General features: G+C 48.0%; 18 protein-coding genes. 9 read left to right on the top strand and 9 right to left on the bottom strand.

All coding sequences use genetic code 11. The annotated features are described in order from the left end of the window. The first annotated feature begins 481 nt into the window (after positions 1-481). The gene (nrdA, locus tag EPV75_RS02920; RefSeq protein ID WP_128384403.1) at positions 482-2,764 is read left to right on the top strand and encodes a class 1a ribonucleoside-diphosphate reductase subunit alpha; all 2,283 of its coding nucleotides are present in this window, start codon (positions 482-484) and stop codon (positions 2,762-2,764) included. A 263-nt stretch (positions 2,765-3,027) separates the two neighbouring features. On the opposite strand, the gene rpsI is transcribed toward nrdA, so the two are convergent. The 3 genes from rpsI to EPV75_RS02905 form a co-directional block, all read right to left on the bottom strand. Continuing rightward, positions 3,028-3,420, bottom strand: coding sequence for a 30S ribosomal protein S9 (gene rpsI / locus EPV75_RS02915; RefSeq protein WP_029939745.1), 393 nt, complete (start codon positions 3,418-3,420; stop codon positions 3,028-3,030). A gap of 13 nt (positions 3,421-3,433) precedes the next feature. Next, positions 3,434-3,862, bottom strand: a complete 429-nt coding sequence (gene rplM, locus EPV75_RS02910) for a 50S ribosomal protein L13 (protein ID WP_029939744.1) — start codon at positions 3,860-3,862, stop codon at positions 3,434-3,436. Between the two features lie 230 nt (positions 3,863-4,092). Further along, positions 4,093-4,488 carry a winged helix-turn-helix domain-containing protein gene (locus EPV75_RS02905; protein ID WP_029939743.1) on the bottom strand — a complete coding sequence of 132 codons (396 nt, stop codon included), beginning with the start codon at positions 4,486-4,488 and terminating at the stop codon, positions 4,093-4,095. A 111-nt stretch (positions 4,489-4,599) separates the two neighbouring features. Between EPV75_RS02905 and EPV75_RS02900 the strand changes: the two genes are divergently transcribed. After that, positions 4,600-4,797 carry a YgaP family membrane protein gene (locus EPV75_RS02900; RefSeq protein ID WP_029939742.1) on the top strand — a complete coding sequence of 66 codons (198 nt, stop codon included), beginning with the start codon at positions 4,600-4,602 and terminating at the stop codon, positions 4,795-4,797. A 79-nt stretch (positions 4,798-4,876) separates the two neighbouring features. On the opposite strand, the gene EPV75_RS02895 is transcribed toward EPV75_RS02900, so the two are convergent. Continuing rightward, the gene (locus tag EPV75_RS02895; protein WP_029939741.1) at positions 4,877-5,434 is read right to left on the bottom strand and encodes a putative periplasmic lipoprotein; all 558 of its coding nucleotides are present in this window, start codon (positions 5,432-5,434) and stop codon (positions 4,877-4,879) included. 243 nt (positions 5,435-5,677) lie between these two features. On the opposite strand from EPV75_RS02895, the gene EPV75_RS02890 reads away from it, so the two are divergent. Both EPV75_RS02890 and EPV75_RS02885 read left to right on the top strand, forming a co-directional pair. After that, entirely contained in the window at positions 5,678-6,727 is a 1,050-nt protein-coding gene (locus EPV75_RS02890; RefSeq protein WP_029939740.1) for a GGDEF domain-containing protein, read from the top strand. 8 nt (positions 6,728-6,735) lie between these two features. Further along, complete coding sequence (locus EPV75_RS02885; RefSeq protein WP_128384402.1) at positions 6,736-7,803, top strand: CobW family GTP-binding protein; 1,068 nt, start codon at positions 6,736-6,738, stop codon at positions 7,801-7,803. A 96-nt stretch (positions 7,804-7,899) separates the two neighbouring features. Here EPV75_RS02885 and EPV75_RS02880 read toward each other — a convergent pair whose 3' ends face one another. The 4 genes from EPV75_RS02880 to EPV75_RS02865 all read right to left on the bottom strand — a co-directional run bounded on the left by EPV75_RS02880 (position 7,900) and on the right by EPV75_RS02865 (position 14,766). Then, positions 7,900-11,220 carry an efflux RND transporter permease subunit gene (locus tag EPV75_RS02880; protein WP_128384401.1) on the bottom strand — a complete coding sequence of 1,107 codons (3,321 nt, stop codon included), beginning with the start codon at positions 11,218-11,220 and terminating at the stop codon, positions 7,900-7,902. Beyond that, positions 11,220-12,350 (bottom strand): efflux RND transporter periplasmic adaptor subunit, encoded by a 1,131-nt coding sequence (locus tag EPV75_RS02875; protein WP_128384400.1) that lies wholly within the window; start codon positions 12,348-12,350, stop codon positions 11,220-11,222. Before EPV75_RS02875 ends, EPV75_RS02880 begins: the two co-directional genes overlap by 1 nt. 53 nt (positions 12,351-12,403) lie before the next feature. Further along, a complete protein-coding gene (locus tag EPV75_RS02870; protein ID WP_128384399.1) occupies positions 12,404-13,795 on the bottom strand; it encodes a TolC family protein in 1,392 nt (463 codons plus the stop codon). Between the two features lie 338 nt (positions 13,796-14,133). Further along, positions 14,134-14,766 carry an alpha/beta hydrolase gene (locus EPV75_RS02865; RefSeq protein WP_128384398.1) on the bottom strand — a complete coding sequence of 211 codons (633 nt, stop codon included), beginning with the start codon at positions 14,764-14,766 and terminating at the stop codon, positions 14,134-14,136. Positions 14,767-14,948: 182 nt separating this feature from the next. Between EPV75_RS02865 and EPV75_RS02860 the strand changes: the two genes are divergently transcribed. From EPV75_RS02860 to EPV75_RS02845, 4 genes are all read left to right on the top strand, one after another. Beyond that, positions 14,949-16,076 (top strand): 4-phosphoerythronate dehydrogenase, encoded by a 1,128-nt coding sequence (locus tag EPV75_RS02860; protein ID WP_128384397.1) that lies wholly within the window; start codon positions 14,949-14,951, stop codon positions 16,074-16,076. A gap of 253 nt (positions 16,077-16,329) precedes the next feature. Continuing rightward, positions 16,330-16,899, top strand: a complete 570-nt coding sequence (locus EPV75_RS02855; RefSeq protein ID WP_127120114.1) for a DUF302 domain-containing protein — start codon at positions 16,330-16,332, stop codon at positions 16,897-16,899. A gap of 634 nt (positions 16,900-17,533) precedes the next feature. Next, positions 17,534-18,850: an OmpP1/FadL family transporter gene (locus EPV75_RS02850; protein WP_128384396.1), complete on the top strand. Its 1,317-nt coding sequence runs from the start codon at positions 17,534-17,536 to the stop codon at positions 18,848-18,850. Positions 18,851-19,006: 156 nt separating this feature from the next. Continuing rightward, positions 19,007-19,837 (top strand): SDR family oxidoreductase, encoded by an 831-nt coding sequence (locus EPV75_RS02845; protein WP_128384395.1) that lies wholly within the window; start codon positions 19,007-19,009, stop codon positions 19,835-19,837. Between the two features lie 90 nt (positions 19,838-19,927). Here the strand turns inward: EPV75_RS02845 and EPV75_RS02840 are convergent, their stop codons facing one another. Then, positions 19,928-20,458 (bottom strand): FxsA family protein, encoded by a 531-nt coding sequence (locus EPV75_RS02840; RefSeq protein WP_128384394.1) that lies wholly within the window; start codon positions 20,456-20,458, stop codon positions 19,928-19,930. A gap of 169 nt (positions 20,459-20,627) precedes the next feature. Between EPV75_RS02840 and dsbD the strand changes: the two genes are divergently transcribed. Beyond that, positions 20,628-22,832 carry a protein-disulfide reductase DsbD gene (dsbD, locus tag EPV75_RS02835; RefSeq protein WP_128384393.1) on the top strand — a complete coding sequence of 735 codons (2,205 nt, stop codon included), beginning with the start codon at positions 20,628-20,630 and terminating at the stop codon, positions 22,830-22,832. The last annotated feature ends 176 nt before the right edge of the window (positions 22,833-23,008 follow it).

Below are 23,008 nucleotides of genomic sequence, written 5' to 3'. Positions count from 1 at the left end.
TTTACTTACCCTTTTAACGCATGAAACCCGCGTTCTAAAAAGCGCCCGCCTTCACTTCAATAAACTGTATGTCTAAATATTTAAACCTCCCTCCAAAATAAAAAACCATCTCGACAGAATTGCCATTAAATTTTTCTTTCTCATGTATTCGTTTTTTTAATTTCGCCACCGAAATTTGCTTTCTTTTTATGTGTGCCAGAACGTTAAACGCTCGAAAAGCCCAGCCGGCCTCGATTCGTAATTTTTACCCCAAATGTTTATTAAGGACCCCACCTTCTCCTAGCAAATTTTTTATTAATTTTGGTTATTTTTTAGGCTTGATTTACACCAGCGTTTGCACTATATTTTGTTAAGGATTTAGATTGTCTAACTATATATAGTGTAAAATTCAAAATACAAGCACTAGGTTACTTTTCCCTTTTTAAGTCCCACTATACGATACTCAACTAACACACTGAAAACATTAAAAAGATTGCGAACTATGTCTAAAGAAACCATGAACGTCACAAAACGCAACGGTAAAACCGAGCCGATTGATTTAGAAAAAATCCACCGCGTCATCACTTGGGCGTCGGAAGGCTTGGAAAACGTTTCCGTCTCCGAAGTCGAACTTCGATCTCATATTCAATTTTACGACGGCATGAAAACCGCCGACATCCATGAGACCATTATTAAATCCGCTGCCGATTTGATCTCAGAGTCCGCGCCGGATTACCAGCACTTGGCGGCACGCCTGGCGATTTTCCACCTTCGCAAGAAAGCCTTTGACCGCTTTACCCCGCCCACTTTGTTTGAACACGTCAATAAAATGGTTCGCAATCACCTATATGACACTCAACTATTGGACGACTACACAAAAGCGGAATTCGACGAACTGGACAACTACATCAAACACGAACGCGACATGAACTTCAGTTACGCCGCCGTGAAACAGTTGGAAGGCAAATACCTGGTTCAAAACCGCGTGACCGGCAAAATTTACGAAAGCCCGCAATTTATTTATATGCTCATTCCAATGAGTTTGTTCGCCCATTATCCGAACGAAGCAGAAGAAGGCAAAACCCGTCTGGACTACATCAAGCGCTTCTACGATGCGGCTTCGAACTTCAAACTCTCCTTGCCGACACCGATTATGTCAGGTGTCCGTACGCCAACGCGCCAATTCAGTTCTTGTGTCTTGATTGAATGCGGAGACTCGCTGGATTCCATCAATGCCACCTCGTCATCCATTGTGAAATACGTTTCACAACGTGCCGGAATTGGCATCAACGTGGGTCGCATCCGCGCTCTCGGCAGTGAAATTCGTCACGGCGAAGCCTATCACACCGGGATGATTCCCTTCATCAAACACTTCCAAACCGCTGTCAAATCATGCTCGCAAGGTGGTGTTCGCGGTGGCGCCGCCACACTGTTCTACCCAATCTGGCATTTGGAAGTGGAATCGCTCGTCGTTCTGAAAAACAACCGTGGGGTGGAAGAAAACCGCGCTCGCCACTTAGACTATGGCGTACAAGTTAATAAGCTGATGTATCAACGCATGATTGAAGGCGGCAACATCACGCTATTCAGCCCTTCCGACGTTCCTGGGCTTTATGACGCTTTCTTTGAAGATCAAGACGAATTCGAACGCCTTTACAGCATTTACGAAGCGGATGACAGCATCCGCAAGAAAACCGTCAAAGCACTGGATCTTTTCACACAAGTCGCGCAAGAACGCGCTCAAACCGGCCGCATTTATATTCAAAACGTCGACCACTCCAACACCCACAGTTCATTCGACCCGAAAAAAGCGCCGATTCACCAATCCAACCTGTGTTTGGAAATCACGCTACCCACACACTCGCTGGATTCGGTTGAGGATCCAAACGGTGAAATCGCTTTATGCACCCTTTCCGCGTTTAACCTGGGTGCGTTGGAGAGTCTGGACGAACTGGCCGAGCTTTCCGACCTGATCGTCCGTGCACTGGACAGCCTACTGGATTATCAAGACTACCCGGTTGAAGCCGCACGACGTGCCAGCATGGGGCGCCGTACCCTAGGCATCGGCGTCACTAACCTGGCTTATTATCTGGCCAAAAACCATGCGAAATATTCCGACGGTTCCGGCAATGGTCTGGTTCACCGCACCTTCGAAGCCATTCAGTATCATTTGCTATCCGCCTCTTTGAATCTAGCGAAGGAAATGGGTAAATGCGAATGGTTTGAAGACACCAAATACGCACAAGGCATCCTGCCGATTGACACCTATAAAGCCGACTTAAACGAAGTCTGCGACGAACCGTTACACCTGGATTGGGAAACTTTGCGAGAGGAAATCCAACAGCACGGCCTGCGCAACTCCACCATGACGGCATTGATGCCTTGCGAAACCTCTTCGCAAATCACCAACTCCACCAACGGCATTGAACCGCCTCGTGGCTACGTTTCGGTTAAAGCCTCTAAGGACGGCATTTTGAAACAAGTCGTCCCGGGCTTTAAGGAACACAAGGACGATTATGAACTGCTCTGGCAAATCCCGAACAATAAAGGCTACTTGCAACTGGTGGGGATTATGCAGAAATTTGTCGACCAGGCGATTTCCGCCAACACCAACTATGACCCGGCGTCGTTCGACGAAGGCCGTGTGCCAATCAAACTGATTTTGCAAGATCTGTTATACGCTTACAAAATGGGCTTAAAAACTCTGTACTATCACAACACTCGCGACGGGGCCGACGACGCTCACGAAGACGATGGGTGCGCTGGCGGCGCCTGTAAGCTTTAAACCACAACACAAAACACAACCCAATAAAAAAGGCGTTTTAGGAACGCCTTTTTTATTTCGGGTGAAACACAATTCATACCTCATTAACGCATTACAAGCATTAATCACATCCAACTCATCGCTCTCAACAATCCGCCAGCCCTTATAAAACCCTGTTAGCCATAAAACATACAGGCCCCATATTCACAGCCCACATTTCTTTCAGACATAAAAAAACCGCCAGGCCTGGCGGTTTTTCGTGTTCCGTAAAACGGTAACGCGAATTAACGTTTCGAGAACTGTGGACGACGACGTGCTTTGCGAAGCCCCACTTTTTTACGTTCAACCTGACGCGCATCACGAGTCAATAGACCACGCTGACGCAGAGCAGAACGGTTTTCATCGTTGAATGCCAACAATGCACGAGAGATACCGTGACGAACCGCACCGGCTTGACCGGTTGTTCCACCACCTTTTACCGTGACAGTGACATCAAACTTTTCAACATTTTCAGTCGCTTCCAGTGGCTGGTTAATCACCATCAAATCGGTTTCACGCGCGAAATATTCTTTCACGTCACGACCGTTGACAGTCATTTTGCCAGATCCCGCTTTCAAGAAAACGCGAGCCACTGAGTTTTTACGACGACCTGTTCCGTAATATTGTTCTGTTGCCATTCTCAATTCCCTCTTACAAGTCTAGTTCTTTAGGTTGTTGTGCAGTATGTGGGTGCTCGGCACCGGCATACACTTTCAGTTTTTTCAACATTGCACGGCCTAGAGGACCACGAGGCAACATTCCTTTAACGGCAAACTCAACCGGACGAGTCGGCTTGTTACCAACCAGAGTTTCAAAGTTTGTTGATTTCAAATTACCAACATACCCTGTTACGTGGTGATACATTTTGTCAGTACGCTTATTACCGGTAACGGCCACTTTATCCGCATTGATAACCACGATGTAGTCACCACAATCAACGTGCGGCGTGTATTCTGGCTTATGCTTACCGCGCAAACGGGCTGCGATTTCAGCCGCCATACGACCTAAAGTTTTACCGTCAGCGTCAACGATGTACCAGTCACGTTTTACTTCAGCTGGCTTTGCAACAAATGTTTTCATAACTTTGTCCTAAAAATAAATAGCTAATCCATTCCAACTATCCGGCGAACCGAATAATCACTTACTGTTTAACGGGCAATAAGAAGGGGTAAGGATTAAAGAGTGGGATTTTAGAGACTTTCTCTCTAAAGTCAAGCGTTTACCGGAATAAAATACAATATTCATTTTTTGCCAGGCCTGGCGAAAAACGGAACCGAGAAAGACAGGGCCAAAAGCGCCCGAAAACGTCGTTAAAACCCTAAATTGTCGGATGCTTCCTGTAAAAAGGCTTTCAGCTTCTGTTCAACACGGCGAAACTCCTTCACCACTAAGTGCCCCTTATCGGTTAACTGGGTGCCACCACCGGCTTTGCCGCCGTGCTCTTTCAGCACCAAAGGCTCGTCGAACATCTGATTCAGTTCATCGATCAATTTCCAGGCCTTTTTGTAGGACATGCTCATTTCCTTGGCCGCCTGATTAATGGAACCGAGTTTGTCGATTTTTTCCAGCAACGTAATGCGTCCGATGCCGACATAGGCTTCACCCTTGCCCATCAGCCAAAAACGCGCGCGGATGTTTTCGGCGTAAGCATCGCCCGGCAATTTGGTTTTCAATTTGCTTTTCGCCGTTTTTGTCTCGTCAGTCATAAAAGCCTATTGATTTTTGCTCAGAGAGCGTTAACAATTGAACGGTAAAGTCGGATTCAAACAATACTAGACCTGTATTTTACATACTTAACAGACTATGGGAGAAGATAAATGAACATTGGAACACTGGACAGATGGCTTCGAATCATTATCGGCGCGGTACTGATTGTTTTGGCGGCCACCGACGTTTTAGGGCTTTGGGCCTATATCGGCATCATTCCGCTGGCCACCGGCATCATCCGTTGGTGCCCGATCTACACCTTGCTGGGCATTCAAACCTGCCCATTGCATGATACGGTCAAACGCTAACAACAACGGTTGTCTGACAGCATAAAAAAAGCCCGGCAATGCCGGGCTTTTTACGTTTAAACGATTAACCGGAAATCGTTTATTTTTGGATGCCGTGGAAAGTGTTGAATTTCTTCATGGCTTCAACCGGCTTTTGCTTACTGGTTTTCTTAGTCAATACGTACACAACCGTTTCACCGTTTGGACCTGCACCGATGTCAGAATAACGGAAGTTATCCACATGCAGCTTCACAAACTCGTCAAACGTCGCCCAAGAAGTGAAAACATAAATACGGTTATGTTCTTTTTCAACCACTTCAGCATAAAAATCTTCTGCCGGCGCCATTTTGCCAGACATCATTTCTTCCGCCGGGTTGGTGGTTTTCTTTTTGTCGTCTTTGGTCAAACCATACACAACCGTTTCACCATTCGGACCCGCACCGATGAAGGTACGACGATAAGGTGTTTCACCATGTTCCATATACTTTTTGTAAAGATCGCCGTCATAGAAAACGTTCATACGCTCATCCATCACGATGTACAAATCATCGTTTACGGCTTGTGAGGCTTCTGTCGTGGTATCGGCTTTCTTCTCAGGGGCTGTCGAACAAGCCGATAGGAAACCGGCCGCCATCATCGCGATAAATAGTTTTTTCATGGTTTAACTCTCTTAAAGTTTATAAAAATTACCCGCTCATTCTAAAAGCGCTACATAACAGCCATGTGAATGAAAGATGACAAAAAAATGAAACCCACCTCACCCCAGATCAAATCGCCGATAAGCAATCTTCCCCCTCATTGGCCTCTCCGCCGATTTTCCTTAAAAAAACTCCGCCTTTAAATTGGAGACGCTTTCATAAAGGGTTTATAATATTAGAAAAATAACGAATGCACTTTTTTCATGGAACCCTCTAAGATACTGCAAAACGACTGCCGATACACCCTCCCGAACCCAGACGCTCAGGAAGTCTCCCTGCGGGTGCTCGATAAGCTAAAAGACCTGGACATCAACGCCAACCCGATTCACTTCACACTGTTCTATGAATTGTTGACCAAAATCAACCCGGACATTGCCGAACAAATCGAGCATGCTTTACAGTTTAACGCTTACGACGAAAGTTCCGCCCGTGTTATTTTCAACACCCTCTGGTCGGAAGTCATTAGCCACAGCATGCATTCGGAAGAGTTCTCCACCATCATCAATGAACTCATTCTGTACATCGAAAGCTGGGTAAACGAAGCCAAAAGCAAGCATGACGAACTCGACAGCCACATGCAGGCCATTGACGGGCTCAAAAACCCCGATGAAATCGTCAGTCGCTTGAAAACACAGGTTCTGCCCACCATCAAACATTATCAAAGCGAAACCAATGCTCTGCAAACGCAAATTGCCGAAACGAGCGATGAAATCAAACAACTGAAAAAAGAACTCGACAAAGCCACCGCCATCGCCAAAACCGACGATTTGACAAACATCCCGAACCGTCGCGGTTTCAACGAAATCATCGAAGGCGTCATGCAAGAGGCCAACGACACACAAAACAGCTTTGCGTTACTGGTACTGGATCTCGATTTCTTCAAAAAAATCAATGATAATTATGGTCACTTGGTCGGCGACAGCATTTTGCGTTATCTGGCGAAAAGCCTGCATAACGAAACCAAAGGCAAAGACTTTATCGCCCGCATCGGTGGTGAAGAGTTTGTGGCCATTCTGCCACACACCAGTTACGATTCGGCCCTAAAAGTCGCCAATACCATTCGCCAAAAAATCGCCTCCCGACCACTACAAGTACGGGGCGACAAAAAGCCGATCAACCTCACGCTTTCCGTCGGCGTCGCCATGTACCAACTGAACGAGACCATTGAATCGCTTTTCGACCGTGCCGATAAAAGTCTTTACATGGCCAAGACCACCGGCCGCAATAAAGTTTGCGGCGAAGCCGATTTATAAAGAGTGTCATGCGTAAACGCTGTGCGTTGAATATCATTTCCGGCCAGCTCGGTGCCGGAAAAACCACATTACTGAAACATTTGTTGCAGCAAAAACCGGATAACGAACACTGGATGTTGTTGGTCAATGAATTCGGCGCCGTCGGCATTGACGGTCCGATTCTGGAAAGCGCCTCCCAAACCAGCGTTACCCAAATTCCCGGCGGCTGCATTTGCTGCACCGCCAAGTCCGAACTCGAAACCACCGCCCTGCAATTGTTGGACGAGCAACAACCCGACCGCTTGCTCATCGAACCAACCGGACTCGGCGAGCCGGACAGTTTGGTCGACTTATTCACTTCCGGCCAACTCGCCGGACGTTTCGATGTCCAAACCCTGTTTTCCGTATTCGATTTACAACAAGCCGACTTGGAAGAGTTTGATCGCCTGTCGATTTTACAAAGCCTCTTCAATATGGCGGACGTGATCGTACTGAATAAAAAAGATGCCGTATCGGAAGACTGTATCCGCCAAGTCCAAGCTTATTGCGAGCAACTTTACCCGCCCAAACAAGCCATTTACACAACCCAACAGGCGCAAGTGCCATTGAATGAAATCCGGCACCCTCACTTTCATCACGACACCTACCAGCCCACTGCACAACCCTTCAGCCCGCTTGCGTCTTTACACATGGCACATACCCCCCATGCCGAGCACACCCAAAACACACTGCCTTACAGGCCCCTAGCGCTGCCCAACTTATTAGAACGCGTTTATCAAACACAACTGGACACTCAAGCCATTGGGTGGGTTTTCGATAACGACATCACCTTTGACTGGGCCAAGCTGTTCCAGTTATTGGAAAGCTTGGGACAAAACCGTTTTCAAGATTCGCTGAGCTCGGTGAAACGCGCCAAAGGCGTTTTCCGGGTCGGCTCAACACCGAGAATGCTGTTTCAATGGGTCAATGGCCAAGCCACGCGTGAATTCATTGCCTACCGTAAAGACAGCCGCCTGGAACTTCTGCTTGACACCTCACCGTTTGACTTCCCGGCCTTTGAAAAAGCCTTACAGGGCTGCATCAAAACCGAGGCCTAACACCACCTTTCTAACGCCACCTTTTCAATTTAATTCTTCACAGACATAAAAAAACCGCCAGGCCTGGCGGTTTTTTATATTGAACCTTCCCTGCGTTTACGCAGGTCTGGTCTGTCCACCCTCGGTGTATTTCACTCCGGAATGCCATTGCCAGATAAAGTACAGCAATGGAATCACCAACAGCGTCAAGACCGTGGACGACAAGGTTCCGAAAATCAAAGAAACCGCCAGACCACCGAATACCGGATCGGTAATCATGATCATCGAACCGAACATAATGGCCAACGCCGTCAACAGAATCGGACGGAAACGCACCTTACCGGCTTCAATCACCGAGTCTTTCAGCGTCTTACCTTCGGCACGGTATTCCAATATAAAGTCGATCAGCAACAGCGAATTCCGCACCACAATACCGGCCAGAGCGATGACACCAATCATCGAGGTGGCGGTAAAGGCTTGCCCGGTCAACCAGTGGCCCGGGAAAACCCCTATCATGGTCAACGGAATCGCACCCATCACGATGACCGGCATCATAAATGAGCGGTAGTAACCGACCAGAATCAGATAAATGAAGACCAGCGCCACAATGAACGCGCTCCCCATATCACGGAACACATCCAGGGTCAGGCGCATTTCACCACCCCACAACAGTGAGTAGTTCATGACATCATCCGGTTGCGCTTCCACAAATCCAAGGTTCGCCGTATGGAAAGTCACGCCGGATTCCGGCAGTTTCACACCGTCCAACATTTTGTCCATCGACAACACCGCATACACCGGACTGGAACGCAGCAATTCGCCCCCGACCATCACCATTTGATGCTGGTCACGCCCCATAATCGGTTTGGCTTGTACCACCTCTTTAATGGAAGCGAAGGCCGAAATCGGCACAGAAGCCCCAGAGCGGGATTGCACATTCAACGACAGCAATTGCTCCGGAACGGTTCGCTCAGAACGCGGCAAACGCACAATGATATTCACCGGTTCACGAACATTATCCAAGTGCATATAGCCCAGCTCATAACCGTTGATGTAATCACGCAACATCTTCGCCACTTCCGCCGGTACAATGCCCAACAGGTTGGCTTGAGTACGGTCGATATTGATTTGGTAGCTTTCGGTATTCGCCGTCACCGTATCGTCGATATTGACCAGACCGTAAATGTCGTGCATCTTGGCATTGATTTCACGCGCCGCTGCACGTAGCTTATCGTAATCCGGACCATAGAGTTCCGCCATAATTTGCAGCGTCACCGGTGGCCCCGGCGGTGTTTCATACAGTTTGATATTTGCGTTCGGGAACACCTTACGCACCGAGACCAGTTTATCGTTCAACATTTGCACGATTTCATGCGATGACAAATCCCGATCATGCTTATTGACTAAATTGACACGAATCTGCGCAAAGTTCGAACCTTCTTTAATCAGATCCCCACGCACCAGAGCGGCGAAATCGATCGGCGCATGATCGCCCAGATACACACTGTAATCGGTCACAAATGGCGTATTGGCGATAATGTCATTGACTCGACGCACCACAATATCCGTCGCTTCCAGCGCAGTGCCTTCCGGCATATCCACCTGAACCAGAAAGGTACTGGTATTGTCATACGGTAACATCTTCACTTCCACCCCGGCGGCATGCAACGGGTTGTTCATACCGTCACCACGCAAAAACTGCAACGCCGGTTGCGTCATGGCCGCAAACAGGGAAATCAACACCGCAAACAAAAAGACGTTTCGCTTGGTACGACTTTCCAATAACGGCACGATAGACTTTTCATACAAACGCTGCATCCAGTCCGGTTCATTGGCATGATGGGTTTCAGTACTAATACGATTTTGCATTTCCTTGATGGCTTTTTTTCCCAGAAAACGATAGGACGCATACGGTACCAGAATATAAGCAATGACCAACGATGCAATCATCGCCACAGGTACATTGAATGGAATCGGCGCCATAAACGGTCCCATCATGCCGGTGACGAATAGCATCGGAATAAACGCCAAGATAACCGCGAAGGTCGCGACATTGGTCGGATTACCGATTTCATTGGTCGCCTTGATCAACACTTCATCGAATTTCTCCGGATCGAAGCCTTCATGAATGTGCCGGTGAATATTCTCGATGACGACAATGGCGGCATCCACCAGCAAGCCCAATGACAGAATCAACGCAAACAACGTGATACGGTTAATGGTTTGCCCGGAAATATACCCCACAAACAACACCACAAACAAAATCAGCGGCACCGTCAAGGTAACGATACCGGCTTCACGCCACCCGAGGAACAGGATCAATACCACAATGACCGAGGCCACCGCGATGGCCAAATGTTCCATCAACAGATTCACCGCCGCATTGGCTTTTTCGCCGTCGTTACGGGTCACGGTAATATCCACATTGGACGGCAAAACGCTCAGTTTCAATTCGTCCAATTTTTCCAGAACGGCATCCGCCACCGTGACCGCATTCGTACCCGGTTTTTTGGCCAATGAAATGGTGACGGCGGGCAATTCGCTACGCGAACTCTTCGTGCTGGACGGACCATAACCAATTCGGGTATCCGTGTCGGTTTCCATCGGCCCGTCTTCAATCCGCGCAATGTCTTTCAGGTAAATCGGGCGACCATTCTCGGTTCCGATAATAATTTCACCCACTTCCTCGGCATTGCCCAAAAAGCCGTTGACACGAATTGGTTCCTGCTTGTTGTTGCTGACCAAAGCGCCAACCGGCAAAGAAACATTACTGCCTTTCAACATGTCACTGATTTGCCCGAGAGACATACCGGTCAAAGCGATTTTCTGCGCGTCCAACCAGACATTGACGGCACGGCGCTTTCCGCCCACCACTTCCGTGAAAGAAACCCCGGGAATGTTCCGTAGGTTTTCCACCAGCTTTAAAGACACATCACGCAAGTCGTAGCCGGACAACTCGTCCGAGGTCACCGCCAACGTCATAATCGGGACATCGTCCACGTTAATCGGCTTAATGAGCGGTTGCTGAGTGTCTGGCGGCATCTTGTCCATATTCTGCATCAGCTGGTTATACAGCTTGACCAGACTATCGACTTGGTTTTCCCCCACATCAAACTGCACCGTGACAATACCGAAATCATTGGAAGCATACCCGAAAGTATGCTTCACGCCCGGTAAGGCTCCCATAATGGTTTCCAACGGTTTGACCACCATGTTTTGCACTTCGCTGGGCGTTGCCCCGCCTTTCGGAACAATGATATTCGCGGCCGGCACAACGATTTGAGGGTTATATTCACGCGGCGTCACCAAATAGGCCAGAACACCCGCCAAGGTCACCGCGATCATAATCATCATGGTGATTTTGGAGTGGATGAAAATCTTGGCGAGCTTCCCCGCGATGTTTAAATCCGTTGATGATTTCTGTTCGGCCGTCGACATTATTCAGCCCCTTCCTTTTCCGCAGGTTCCAACACGGTATCCACATCAAGCACTTCGATGTTATCGCCATTCAACAGACTGATATTATTGTCCACTACAATGGTGTCGCCCAAGTTCAAACCGGCCTTAATCTCGACTTTATCGCCAATTTCTTCTCCCAAGCGCACCATATGGAAATTGGCTTTGCCATCTTCCAAAACGAAAACGCCTTCTACACCGGAACGATTCAAAACAGCTGATTTCGGCACCATCATGGTTTGACGCTCACCGCGTTTAAAGCCGACACGAGCAAAGGTCCCACTGTTGACGTTCACCAAAGACGGAAGACTGAGCTTAACCGTATGGGTACGTGTTTTCGGATCGGCGGCGCTGACCAGCGTATAAATGGTGCCGGTTAAGGGTTTCGACTGACCATCGATAATCACTTCCGCCTCATCCCCCGGGCGAAGCACTGCAAACAAATCTTCCGCTACCTGGGTTCTGACACTCAGCGACTTCAAGTTCTCCAACACCAAAACAGGATTACCCGGTGCCGCCAAATCACCGGCCACAGCCATTTTATCAACCACCACACCATCAAACGGTGCTTTTACATTAGCGTAATTCAACTGTGATTTCGCTTGATTCAAGGCCGTTTTAGCCGACACTAAATTCTCTTGTGCCACTTTATATTGCAAATTAATCTTGTCGAACTGCTGTTTGGACACCGAATCTTCTTTATAGAGTTTGGAAAATCGGTCATAGTCAAGTTTGGCATCTTTTAGAGCCGCTTCCGCTTGCTGGTAAGCCGACTTCGCCTGCAAAATCTGGCTATTGACATCACTGGAGTCGATGGAGAAAAGCAATTCACCTTTTTTCACTTGCTGGCCGACTTTCACATCCAGGTTTTTAATGTACCCCATCAGACGCGAGGCAATTTGCGCCTTTTGATCCGGCACCACGGCACCCGGCACAACCGCTTTCAGCGGAATGGTGCCCAAGCTCACGGTTTCCACCGGCGCTTTGATGGTTTGAACGGCTTTATCGGTGTTATCAGCGTTATCGGTCTCTGTCGCCTCTTTGCCGCAACCGGAAAGGCCAATGGCGGCAACCAGGCTGCTTGACAGTATCAATTTTGCAATGGTTTTCATTCGTCTACCCTTTAAAAAACTTTAAAATTTTGAAATTCGATTCTATGGTTTGGTTACAGTTGCTCGACACTCATGGTGCCGGTTTCAAGGCGCAACGTAGCTTTTTGTATATTTTTCTCGAAAACAGCATTGACCAAATTCGCTCGTGCCTTATCGAGCTGTGCCTGACTCGCCAGAACCTCGGTCATGGTGGCAATACCACCTTTATAACGTTTCATAATCAAACGCTGAGCCTCTTCGGCTTGCTTGACTGCTAATTGATTCGACGTGACTTGTTTTTCCGCCACTTGCAACGTCCGCCAGGCTTTCAACACCGCCAGACGGGTTTGGTTTTCCTGAGAGCGAAGTGCCGCCTGTTTCTCACTGGCTAAAGCACGTGCGCGGTCCACTTTATTGGCCGTCACGCCAAAATCGGTGATTTTCCAGGAGACCACCCCCGCGACCGTATAAGACTGGCTATCGAAACCGAGATTTTCATCATAAGTATCGCCACGAACCATAATATTAAAATTGGGATATTGATCGGCTTTGCTGGCATCGATGGCGGCACGCTTTGACAGGGACTCTTCACGGGAAGCTTCCAACTTAGGGTTGGTGCTGGTCGCCATATTGGTCAATTCCGGTAGGGAATCGGACGGCAATGAAATATCAATACGCGGCCCGACATCCAATGGTGCATTTTGATCCAACGCCATCAGGGTTCTTAGATTATCTAAGGCAATCTGTTCTTGTGTTTGCGCTTGTTCCAAAGCGGTTTTGGCTTCCGACAAGTGTACATTGGCACTCAACAACTCGGAGCGAACCACAACCCCCTGTTCCACCAGATTTTTCGTGGTTCGAACATAGGATTCCGAAGCTTTAACGGCTTGTTCTGCGACGGAGACGAAAGCGCGCGCGGTGTGCACGCCTTCATAGGCTTGATAGACATTGTAGGTCAAGTGCTGTTGCACGGCCTTGTCGCCGTGCTGTGCTGCTTTAATCATCGCCTTGGCTTGGTTTTGATAACTCGAAACCTTGCCGCCATTCCAGACCGGAATCATCACTTCCAGACGGGTATTGAAATCCGTATAACTCCCCGGTTCATTCAAATCGCCAGGAACATAATCTACCCCTTTATTCATATCGGCAAAACCAAAGTCACGGAAACTCGCATCCCGCTGGTTTAATTTCATACCAAACACATTCAGAGCGTTATTCGAGTTGGTGCCGGTCATGGAGGCGGTGATTTGCGGCATCCGGTTAGCATCGGCTTCCGCCAAAGCGTATTTGGCTTGTTGCAGACGATACTGACTGACTTCCATTTCCGGGTTTTGGCCCAAAGCGGTTTCCACGCAGGACTTGAAATCCAACTGTGCCGCCGCCGCGGAAGTCGCCAGGCCTGAAATCAAAATGGAGATTAAAGGTAAAGAGACGGGTTTGAATACCCTTAATACATTTGGCTTCATAAAATTAGTTCCCAACAGACTTAAAATTCGGTCTTTATTACCGCTAACATCAATAGGACTCAACAAGCTTTTAAAAGCTTCGGAATCAAGCACCTATCCGTCCGGCAAGCCGTTTTCGTCACTGAAAACAACATTACCGCTCCCAACGCGATAACTCAAACGCATTAGAATATTAGTAATTACTTATATTAAAGAATTTGAATTATATATAAGAATTTTCTTATATGCCAGTGTTCAGCAAAAAAGATTCCCGACAAAGCCGTTAATAATTAAGAATGGCAAAACGCCTTAAACTTAAACCGAGGCTTAACCGCTTTTAAAAACGTCTACGCAAAGACTCAATAGACCGCCGTCACGATATTTTTCAACCAAACCAACTGACGATGAAAAAAATGACTGGCTTGCGCACGCCAGAAGATATCCGGTACCGATTCTCTACTCATCGCCCACTGCAAGACTTCTTGGCTATCAATCACTTCATCCTGACCGCCTTGAATCAGCACCCAAGGCATCGTCGGGGACAAACCGGTAAAATCATACATCGACACCGGCGGAGCCACCGTACACAAAGCATCGGCTTGCAAGGCTTCCGCCTGTTGCAAAGCGATATAGCTGCCGAACGAAAACCCTGCCAACACCAGCTCATTGACGTCTTCCTGATCCCGCAACCAATTCACAACGGCCACCAAGTCCATTTGTTCACCCTCACCGCCATCATATTCGCCCTCCGACGCCCCAACCCCACGGAAATTATAGGCCAAAGTGCCATAGCCAAGGCCTTGAAAGGCCTTTTCAAGCGTTGCTACCACCTTATTATCCATGGTGCCACCAAACTGCGGATGCGGATGACTTAAAACCACCCAACGGCGCGCCGCATTTTCGGATGACGATAAATCGCCAGGCCTGGTCAATCTGACCTCCAGCTCGCCAACTGCGCCCGAAATGCGATCGGTGAATTTTGATGACTTCATAATGTTTCTAACTCTTTATTTTTTATGGGCTGAATTGAAAGCCTTGCCCGATTGTATCGGATTCCACCCCGTCGTCCAATCTTGACCGAAGTACTTGGCTTCCGGCTACCTGGAAACCAAACCTCTTGCTACAATAGGCAATCAGGAAACGAACCACTTTCACTCAATCGCGGAAGACACTTATGACACACGACAAAACCCTCGTCATCGATGATGCCGTCCCCTATGCTCAGGAAATTTTTTCACACCTCGGCCAAGTCATTACGCTACCGGGTAAGGAAATCACCCGTGACAGCTTAAAAAAAGCCGATGCATTAATCGTGCGCTCCCGAACTCAGGTCAATCAAGCCTTACTGGACACAACGCCAGTGAAATTTGTCGGCAGTACCGTCGTCGGTTTAGACCATATCGACCAAGCGTATCTGAAACAACGAGGGATCACATTTTATTCCGCTCAAGGTTGCAATGCCAATTCCGTGGCCGAATACGTCATCACCAACATTGTTAATCTGGCCGTTTCAAAAGACTTCAAACTCGCCGACTCACGCCTCGCCATTATCGGTGTCGGCCATGTCGGCAAACGCGTAGCCGACAAAGCCGCGGCATTGGGCATGACACTCTTATTAAATGACCCACCGCGAGTGGAACAAGAAAACCTGACCGGCTTTGTGGACCTGGATACTGCCTTGTCGGCCGACATCATTACCGTTCATACGCCACTGAACTATGATGGGCCACACCCGACCCATCACTTATTGTCTGCAGACAAACTGAGTCGAATTCAGCCTCATCAAATCATCATTAACGCCGCGCGTGGCGGCATTATCGACGAGCAGGCCTGGGCAAAAACGCCAACCAAAGCCAACATCATCGACTGTTGGGAAAACGAACCGAATATCGACGAAACGCTTTATCAAACCGCGCTGATTGCCACGCCGCACATCGCGGGCCATGCCCTGGATGCCAAAATTGCCGGCAGCCAAATGGTTTTTTCTGCACTGTGCGACTATTGGGAAACACAGCCAAAGATCGACTGGCCACACATTCTGCCCGCGCCACCAGCACTAATTACTCCCGAAGTTTCAGGAAATCTCGAGATCGACCTGAAAGCCTTGCTGGCACAGTGTTACCGGCCAGAAGAAGACGATTTAGCCATTAGAACAAAGAATATAATAGAGACCCATAAAAAATATGAATATTACCGTAGGCATTACCCCGTACACCGCGAATGGTACCAGCACCCAGTCAAAAAAACCGGCCACCAAAAATTCGATAAAGCACTGTATTCTCTAGGGTTTCAGCTCATCTAATTTTTACGTATTTCATCATTTAATAAAAAAATTATATTAGGAACTGGTTATTTTCATAAAAGAAAATTATCTCTACACAAAAAAATTAATTTTTATTTTAAAAATAACAAGAGTAACCTTGGTTGCTGAAAATTGATTCAAATCAAGCAAATAAAAAATGCGTCAAAAATGCCGAACGACTTAAACGCTTAAGCCCAAGCACTTTTGACCACAATCAAGCCCCCTTGATTACAAAGCAACGGAGAAAGACTCAATGAAACTAGTAAACTTTTTTAAAGCCGCCTTTATCGCCGGTGCCATTGCAACACTAAGTGGTTGTGGAACCGTGAACGCCATCAACAACCTAAACGATGGCGCAGGCGAAACTTTCATGCAAATCTGGGATAAGTGGGTTGCCGCAGACGGTGATATCGCTGATGCCACCATGTGGGAAGTCAAGGTGGAAGACGGTGTTGAGTTGCAGGACGTGATCGATGCCATCAACAATGTCGGCATCAACCGCAACATCAAAAACGTCGGTGAACTACCACTATCTGAAGAATTGAAAGCACGTGGCATCGAGTCCAAAACCATTCACGTCATGTCTTTCTGTAACCCGGAAACCGCTCGTAAAATGGTTGACTTCTCACCTGCCATGGGTGGCTTCCTGCCTTGCCGCGTAAACATCATCGAAGAAGAAGATGGTTTACACATCTACACCATGAACATGGACATGGCTATCAAAATGGGTAAAAAAATGCCTCCTGAATTGCAGGAAGCGACCATGCAAGTACGTGACACCATGTGGGAAATGCTGCAAAAAGGTAAGTCCGGCGCTTTCTAAGACCGGTTTAACTTGCTAAAAACAAAGCCCGCTTCCATGCGGGCTTTTTTTGTATCTACTGTTCATCATCTTCGGCCTAATAAGTCAGCTTGAGAACCCTGCCCGCTTAAATTACCCCGCTGTCCTTCTAAAATGCCTTATCTCTAATTTACGACACCGAGCCATATATCCGCCTCTGTTAGGAATAATGGTATCTAGAAACAGACCCTCCAGCCATAAGGAAATAAAAAGCTGTCGTTTGACCCACCGAATTCCAGAATCAGGGACGTTAAAATCATTTTTTAATAATATTAGAAACTCATAATAAAAAATTCATGCTCTCTCATAAAATTATTTTCATTTCAATACGTTATGACCAAAACATAAGAAAATAATTATATTATTAAATGCTTCAATTGTTTATTTTCAACAACTTAGATCGAAAAAAAGCCTTTACCTTCACCAAAACCAACCAATCAAACAATACGAATTAATCCCACCTAATCCCAGATAAATTTTTTTGATTATTAAATGACTTTTCTCTTCGGCATATTAGTTTCTGACCAAAAACAGCGTGCCGTTCCTCCTTAGGTAAGCAACGAAACAACAGGAAGACACGCATCAACTTATTTGATAACGAAAAGAGAGAAACTCAATGAAAAAAACAAGACTCGCTTTAGCAATTGCAACCACTGCAATGGCTTCTACTCCTGTTCTTGCAACCAACGGTGACAACCTAATCGGCCTCGGTGCCCAATCTCGCGCACTTGGTGGAACAGGGACAGCCGCATTCTTTGGTTCTGAAAACGCTCTGACCAACCCGGCTTTGCTTGGTAAGTCACAAGGGACTGAATTTGCCATCGGCGGCACTCTGTTCAAGCCAAATGTTAAAGCCACAACAAATGTTGCGGATATGACAGGACAAGGCACATACTTTTCACAAACCAGTGATAATGACAGCAATATCATTCCTGAAGTTTCATTGTCCACTCGTATCAATGAAAATTGGGCTTTTGGCCTAGGCATCTTTGGCTCAGCCGGTATGGGGGTCGACTACAGAGATAATGCAGGGTACGACACGCAAGATGCTAGCCCGGGTGTAAATGGTAATGGTAGTGTACTATTTAATGGCTACAGTAATTTACAGCTGATGAAATTTGCACCAAGCATTTCCTATAACTCAGATAAATTCGGCATTGGCTTTGCCCCTGTTATTCAATATGGCGCGCTGGATATTAATTACAAACAATTCGACTCAAACCCTACCTCTCCTACTTTTGGTAATGTCCTAAATAGAGGTAACGGCATGTCATCCGATATTGGTTATGGCTATAACTTAGGTGGTTATTTTAACATCACTTCTGATTTAACCATCGCTTTAGCCTATCAATCCGCCATTGACATGAAGTATAAAGACCAAATTTCCGTTGCTTCTGAAGGGTTTGTAAACCCAGCTAGTGATTTTAAAGAAGCGTTTGGTGACCACTTGGAACAACCTGCTGAAATCAAAGCAGGGGTTGCTTACACGATGGGTAGCTTTATGCTGACGGCGGACGCCAAACAAATCAAGTGGGGCGATGCCAAAGGTTATAAAGACTTTAATTGGAAAGACCAAAATGTTTTTGGTGTTGGGGCTAAATACTCAGGAAACCGCTTCTGGGCCGGTATTGGGTACAACTACGGCGAAGACCCAATCGATAAATTAGACGGTTCCACTTCCTATAAAGCACAAGTTACAAATATGTTCAACAACCACTTCTTCCCAGGAATCGTTGAATCTCACTTCACATTCGGTGGCGGTTATAGCTTAACCAAAAACTTGTCTTTAGATGGTGCGGTCGTCTATGCACCACAAGTTAAAAAGACAGTTGACACAGGGTTTCTTTCAGGTTCAACAAACCCAAGCGCGACAACCCATGAGGTTAAACACTCTCAAATGGGCTACACCTTGTCTCTTCGCATGAACTTCTAATTCCGCGTCGAAACAAACCGCTTAAAAGCCGCTCCTCGAGCGGCTTTTTTTATGCCTGCCAACTTAATTTTCGATGTCATGGATTTGTTATATTCCCTTTTCGCTTTTTTGTGATACTATGCGACCAAAAGCGGTCATAAAGAAAGGGTAAAAACTATGGCGCGAGTTCTTATTGCTGGGTGTGGTGATCTAGGGTGTCGCTTAGGTGTCAGCCTATCGGAAAAAGGCCACGAAGTCTTCGGTATTCGACGCGATGCCTCACAGATTACAGCGCCCATTCATCCGATTGAAGCCGATCTATTCAGCCAGCTGCCGGAACTACCGGAGAACCTGGACTATATCTTTTACATTGTCTCGGCTCCGAGCTATAACGACGTATCCTATTACAAAGCCTATGTCATGGGTCTCAAGCATTTAATCGATGCCCTGAAAGACCAATCCCCCAAACACCTCTTTTTCATTTCCAGCTCATCCGTCTTTACCCAGTCCGAAGGGGAAAAAGTCACCGAAGACAGTCCAGCGGAAGGTAAAAACTTTTCCAGCCGACGCTTACTGGAAGGTGAAGAATTAGCGCTAAACGCACCCTTCCCCGGCACGGTGGTTCGTTTCGGCGGCATTTACGGCCCGGGGCGCACCTATTTGATTGATATGGTGTTGCAAGGCAAGGCCCACTGCATGGAAGACGTTTACAGCAACCGCATCCACTCGGAGGATTGCGTCGGCTTACTCGAACACTTGATGGAACAACCGAATTTGGATCCTTTATACATTGGCGTTGACGATGAACCGACTCTGACGTGCGATGTCTATGAATGGCTGGCGGAACAACTGTCGGTCTCGAACATTGAACACCGGGAACCAACTGAAAACAGCCGCGCACAACGCAGTAACAAACGACTTTCCAACGCCAAAGTCAAAGCCACCGGCTATCAATTCAAATACCCAAGCTACCGCGAAGGCTATTCCGAATTACTGGAATCGCTTTAAAAGACGAGCCTTTAAAGGACACTTCCAATACAAAAAACGCCCAGGCTTGGGCGTTTTCTTTATATCAGACAATCGAACAAAATTTGAGCGCTACTTCGGTCTCGGCTTCTTATCCGAACCGGAATCGTCATCCAACACTTCGCCCTCGATCACATCCGGCTCCGCTTTCGGCGAACCGGACTGAATCACGTGCACATGACGAATACCGTCTTCAGTCTGCTCGGTCCATTCGGCTTCATACACCTGACCTTTATAGCGCGCGTACTCCGCTTGACGCTGTGCGATGATTTTATTCGCCAAGGCATGACGAATTGGCGGGATCAACAACAAAAAGCCCAAGGCATCGGTAATCAAACCGGGAATCAACAGAAACAAACCGCCGAGGAAAATCAACATACCTTCCATCATCTCGGTCGCCGGCACCTGCCCTTGCGCCAAGCTGTTCTGAGCCTTTTGCAAAGTGGCGACGCCTTGATGGCGCATTAAGGCCGCACCGACAATCGCGGTCAATATCGTCAACAAAATGGTCGGCAGCGCACCGATTTCACTGCCCACTTCGATCAGCACATACAGCTCGATCAAGGGCACCAACAAAAACAACAGGAAGAAAACTTTAAACATACGGGTCTCTTTAGACGTGGTTAAAAACAAGGTGTGCAAACTGGGGTTTACCCCTATTTACACAAAGTTTGCACAACATATAATGAAGATTCTACGTTAAAATCACAACTCACTTATACGCTTACAGTATACATAAGTCTTTAAATCGTTTTTTCAAGGTGACCGTAAAATGAAAAAAACAGCGCTGTTGACAAATTTTCTGGCCTTCTTCTTGTTTCTTTGGGGTCATCACACCTTAGCCTCGGATGAGCTGTTGGACGTCGACCAAGCCTTTGCCCTGCAACCGGCCAAAGTGGCAAACGGCGACATCCAGCTCCAATGGAAAATCGCCGACGGCTATTATCTGTATCAAAAGCGTATTGCGGTTGAAACCTCTTCGAAAGACATCCAACTCGACCCGTTGGTTTTCCCGACACCGATCACCAAAGACGATCCGCTTTTCGGAAAAACCCAAGTTTTCAAACATGACTTAACGGTTTCACAGCCCTATTCCGGCACTGCGCAACAGGCCACCTTGACCGTCAAATACCAAGGCTGTGCCGAAGAACTGGGGGTGTGCTATCCGCCCCAAAGCAAAACCGTCACCGTGGATTTGCCGTCTGCACAAACAAAAACGTCTGAAAATGCTCTGAGCGCCTTGAACGATTTGATTGTCGACAGCGCGGAAGTGGAACTGCTTCCGGCCGACGAAGCCTTCCAGTTCAGTGCCGAACCGGACGGACAAGGCCACTTGGTTCTGAACTTTAAAGTCGCCGAAGGCTATCACCTCTATAAAGACAAGATCAAAACCCAGCTGACACAGGGCAAGGCCGACTTAGGCGCCCTGCAACTGCCACCCGCCACACCGGCCAATGACCCGGTCTTTGGCGACGTGAAAGTCTATCATGGCGATTTCCAAGCCCTGCTGCCGGTGCAAAATCTGGCCGACACGGCCGAAGTGGAAATTTCTTACCAAGGCTGCTCCGCCGAATCCGGTGTTTGCTATCCACCGGCCCATCAAACCGCCACCTTGAAAGCGGCGGATTTCACCGTTGCCCCCGCAGTGGCAAACACGCCCTCCACGGCCAACACTCAGGAAGCCCTGTCGGAAACCGACCAAATCACCAGCACCTTGCAAAACAGCTCGGTCTGGATCGTCATCGGCACCTTCTTCCTGTTCGGCCTATTGCTGTCCCTAACGCCGTGCGTTTTCCCGATGATTCCGATTCTGTCGAGCATCATCGTCGGTCAGGGCGACCAACTCACCACACGCAAAGCCTTCACCATGTCGCTGGTGTATGTGCTGGCCATGTCCATCACTTACACCCTGGCTGGCGTCTTGGCTGGCCTGTTTGGCGAAAACTTGCAAGCCATGTTCCAAAACCCATGGATTATCGGCACCTTTGCGCTGATTTTCGTGGCCCTGGCCTTCTCCATGTTCGGTTTCTATGAATTGCAACTGCCGAGCAGCGTGCAATCCAAAATCACCAACCTGTCCAACAAACAGGAAGGCGGCACCTTAACCGGCGTGGCCGTCATGGGCTTCCTGTCGGCCTTGATTGTCGGGCCTTGTGTCGCACCACCTTTGGCCGGGGCATTAATTTACATCGGCCAAACCGGCGATGCGTTGCTGGGCGGTACCGCACTCTTTGCCATGAGTCTCGGCATGGGCGTTCCGTTATTATTACTAGGCACCTCGGCCGGCAAGCTGTTACCGAGAGCCGGCGCATGGATGGACAACGTCAAAGCCATCTTCGGTGTGCTGATGCTGGGGGTCGCCATCTGGATGGCCGAACGGATTCTGCCGGGCTGGATGATTCTGTTCGCCTGGGCGGCGTTGCTGATTGGCTCCGGCGTTTACCTTGGCGCCTTGGAAGCCATTGGCGATAAATCCGGCTGGCACAAACTGGCCAAAACCATCGGGGTGATTTTCCTGGTGTACGGTGTCATTATGCTCATCGGCTTAGCCGGCGGCAGCCAAAACGTCATGCAGCCGCTAAAAGGGCTCCAGAGCACTGGCGGTTCCATGTCGCAGCCTCAAGCCCATTTGAACTTCAAAAAAATCAGCACGCTGGATGAGTTGAATACCGAAATCGCGAAAGGCCAGCCCATTATGCTCGACTTTTACGCCGACTGGTGTGTCAGTTGCAAGGAAATGGAAGCCTACACCTTTTCCGATCCGGCCGTTCAGCAGGCCTTATCAAACGTCACCTTGCTGAAAGCCGACGTCACCGCCAACAATGCCAACGACAAAGAACTGATGAAAGCGTTCGGCATTATCGGCCCGCCGGCCATTCTGTTCTTTGACAAGGAGCAAGAGCAGAAAGCCCAACGCGTCGTCGGTTTTAAAAAGCCGGACGCCTTTATGCAACACATCCACAATTCATTTCAATAGCCTAACTCTTAGTCAGTGAAATCACACTGCTTAAGCTTCAAAACCGGCCTGGCCTGGCCGGTTTCAACACTAAGTACCATCCGGTAAAACCCCACAAAACTCACACCATTTCACCCAAAACATGACCAAACCTTACCATTTTTAAACTTCACCACCACTTCACAGCATTTCACGAA

Source organism: Hydrogenovibrio thermophilus, from assembly GCF_004028275.1.
Lineage (GTDB): Bacteria > Pseudomonadota > Gammaproteobacteria > Thiomicrospirales > Thiomicrospiraceae > Hydrogenovibrio > Hydrogenovibrio thermophilus.
The sequence above is the reverse complement of the archived record's forward strand: the minus strand, read 5'-3'. Positions and strand labels throughout refer to the sequence as shown.

Excerpts from the sequence above, each read along its gene's own strand:
- nrdA (WP_128384403.1), top strand. The coding sequence starts at position 482 with ATGTCTAAAGAAACCATGAACGTCACAAAACGCAACGGTAAAACCGAG.
- rpsI (WP_029939745.1), bottom strand. The coding sequence starts at position 3,420 with ATGGCAACAGAACAATATTACGGAACAGGTCGTCGTAAAAACTCAGTG.
- rplM (WP_029939744.1), bottom strand. The coding sequence starts at position 3,862 with ATGAAAACATTTGTTGCAAAGCCAGCTGAAGTAAAACGTGACTGGTAC.
- EPV75_RS02905 (WP_029939743.1), bottom strand. The coding sequence starts at position 4,488 with ATGACTGACGAGACAAAAACGGCGAAAAGCAAATTGAAAACCAAATTG.
- EPV75_RS02900 (WP_029939742.1), top strand. The coding sequence starts at position 4,600 with ATGAACATTGGAACACTGGACAGATGGCTTCGAATCATTATCGGCGCG.
- EPV75_RS02895 (WP_029939741.1), bottom strand. The coding sequence starts at position 5,434 with ATGAAAAAACTATTTATCGCGATGATGGCGGCCGGTTTCCTATCGGCT.
- EPV75_RS02890 (WP_029939740.1), top strand. The coding sequence starts at position 5,678 with ATGGAACCCTCTAAGATACTGCAAAACGACTGCCGATACACCCTCCCG.
- EPV75_RS02885 (WP_128384402.1), top strand. The coding sequence starts at position 6,736 with ATGCGTAAACGCTGTGCGTTGAATATCATTTCCGGCCAGCTCGGTGCC.
- EPV75_RS02880 (WP_128384401.1), bottom strand. The coding sequence starts at position 11,220 with ATGTCGACGGCCGAACAGAAATCATCAACGGATTTAAACATCGCGGGG.
- EPV75_RS02875 (WP_128384400.1), bottom strand. The coding sequence starts at position 12,350 with ATGAAAACCATTGCAAAATTGATACTGTCAAGCAGCCTGGTTGCCGCC.
- EPV75_RS02870 (WP_128384399.1), bottom strand. The coding sequence starts at position 13,795 with ATGAAGCCAAATGTATTAAGGGTATTCAAACCCGTCTCTTTACCTTTA.
- EPV75_RS02865 (WP_128384398.1), bottom strand. The coding sequence starts at position 14,766 with ATGAAGTCATCAAAATTCACCGATCGCATTTCGGGCGCAGTTGGCGAG.
- EPV75_RS02860 (WP_128384397.1), top strand. The coding sequence starts at position 14,949 with ATGACACACGACAAAACCCTCGTCATCGATGATGCCGTCCCCTATGCT.
- EPV75_RS02855 (WP_127120114.1), top strand. The coding sequence starts at position 16,330 with ATGAAACTAGTAAACTTTTTTAAAGCCGCCTTTATCGCCGGTGCCATT.
- EPV75_RS02850 (WP_128384396.1), top strand. The coding sequence starts at position 17,534 with ATGAAAAAAACAAGACTCGCTTTAGCAATTGCAACCACTGCAATGGCT.
- EPV75_RS02845 (WP_128384395.1), top strand. The coding sequence starts at position 19,007 with ATGGCGCGAGTTCTTATTGCTGGGTGTGGTGATCTAGGGTGTCGCTTA.
- EPV75_RS02840 (WP_128384394.1), bottom strand. The coding sequence starts at position 20,458 with ATGTTTAAAGTTTTCTTCCTGTTGTTTTTGTTGGTGCCCTTGATCGAG.
- dsbD (WP_128384393.1), top strand. The coding sequence starts at position 20,628 with ATGAAAAAAACAGCGCTGTTGACAAATTTTCTGGCCTTCTTCTTGTTT.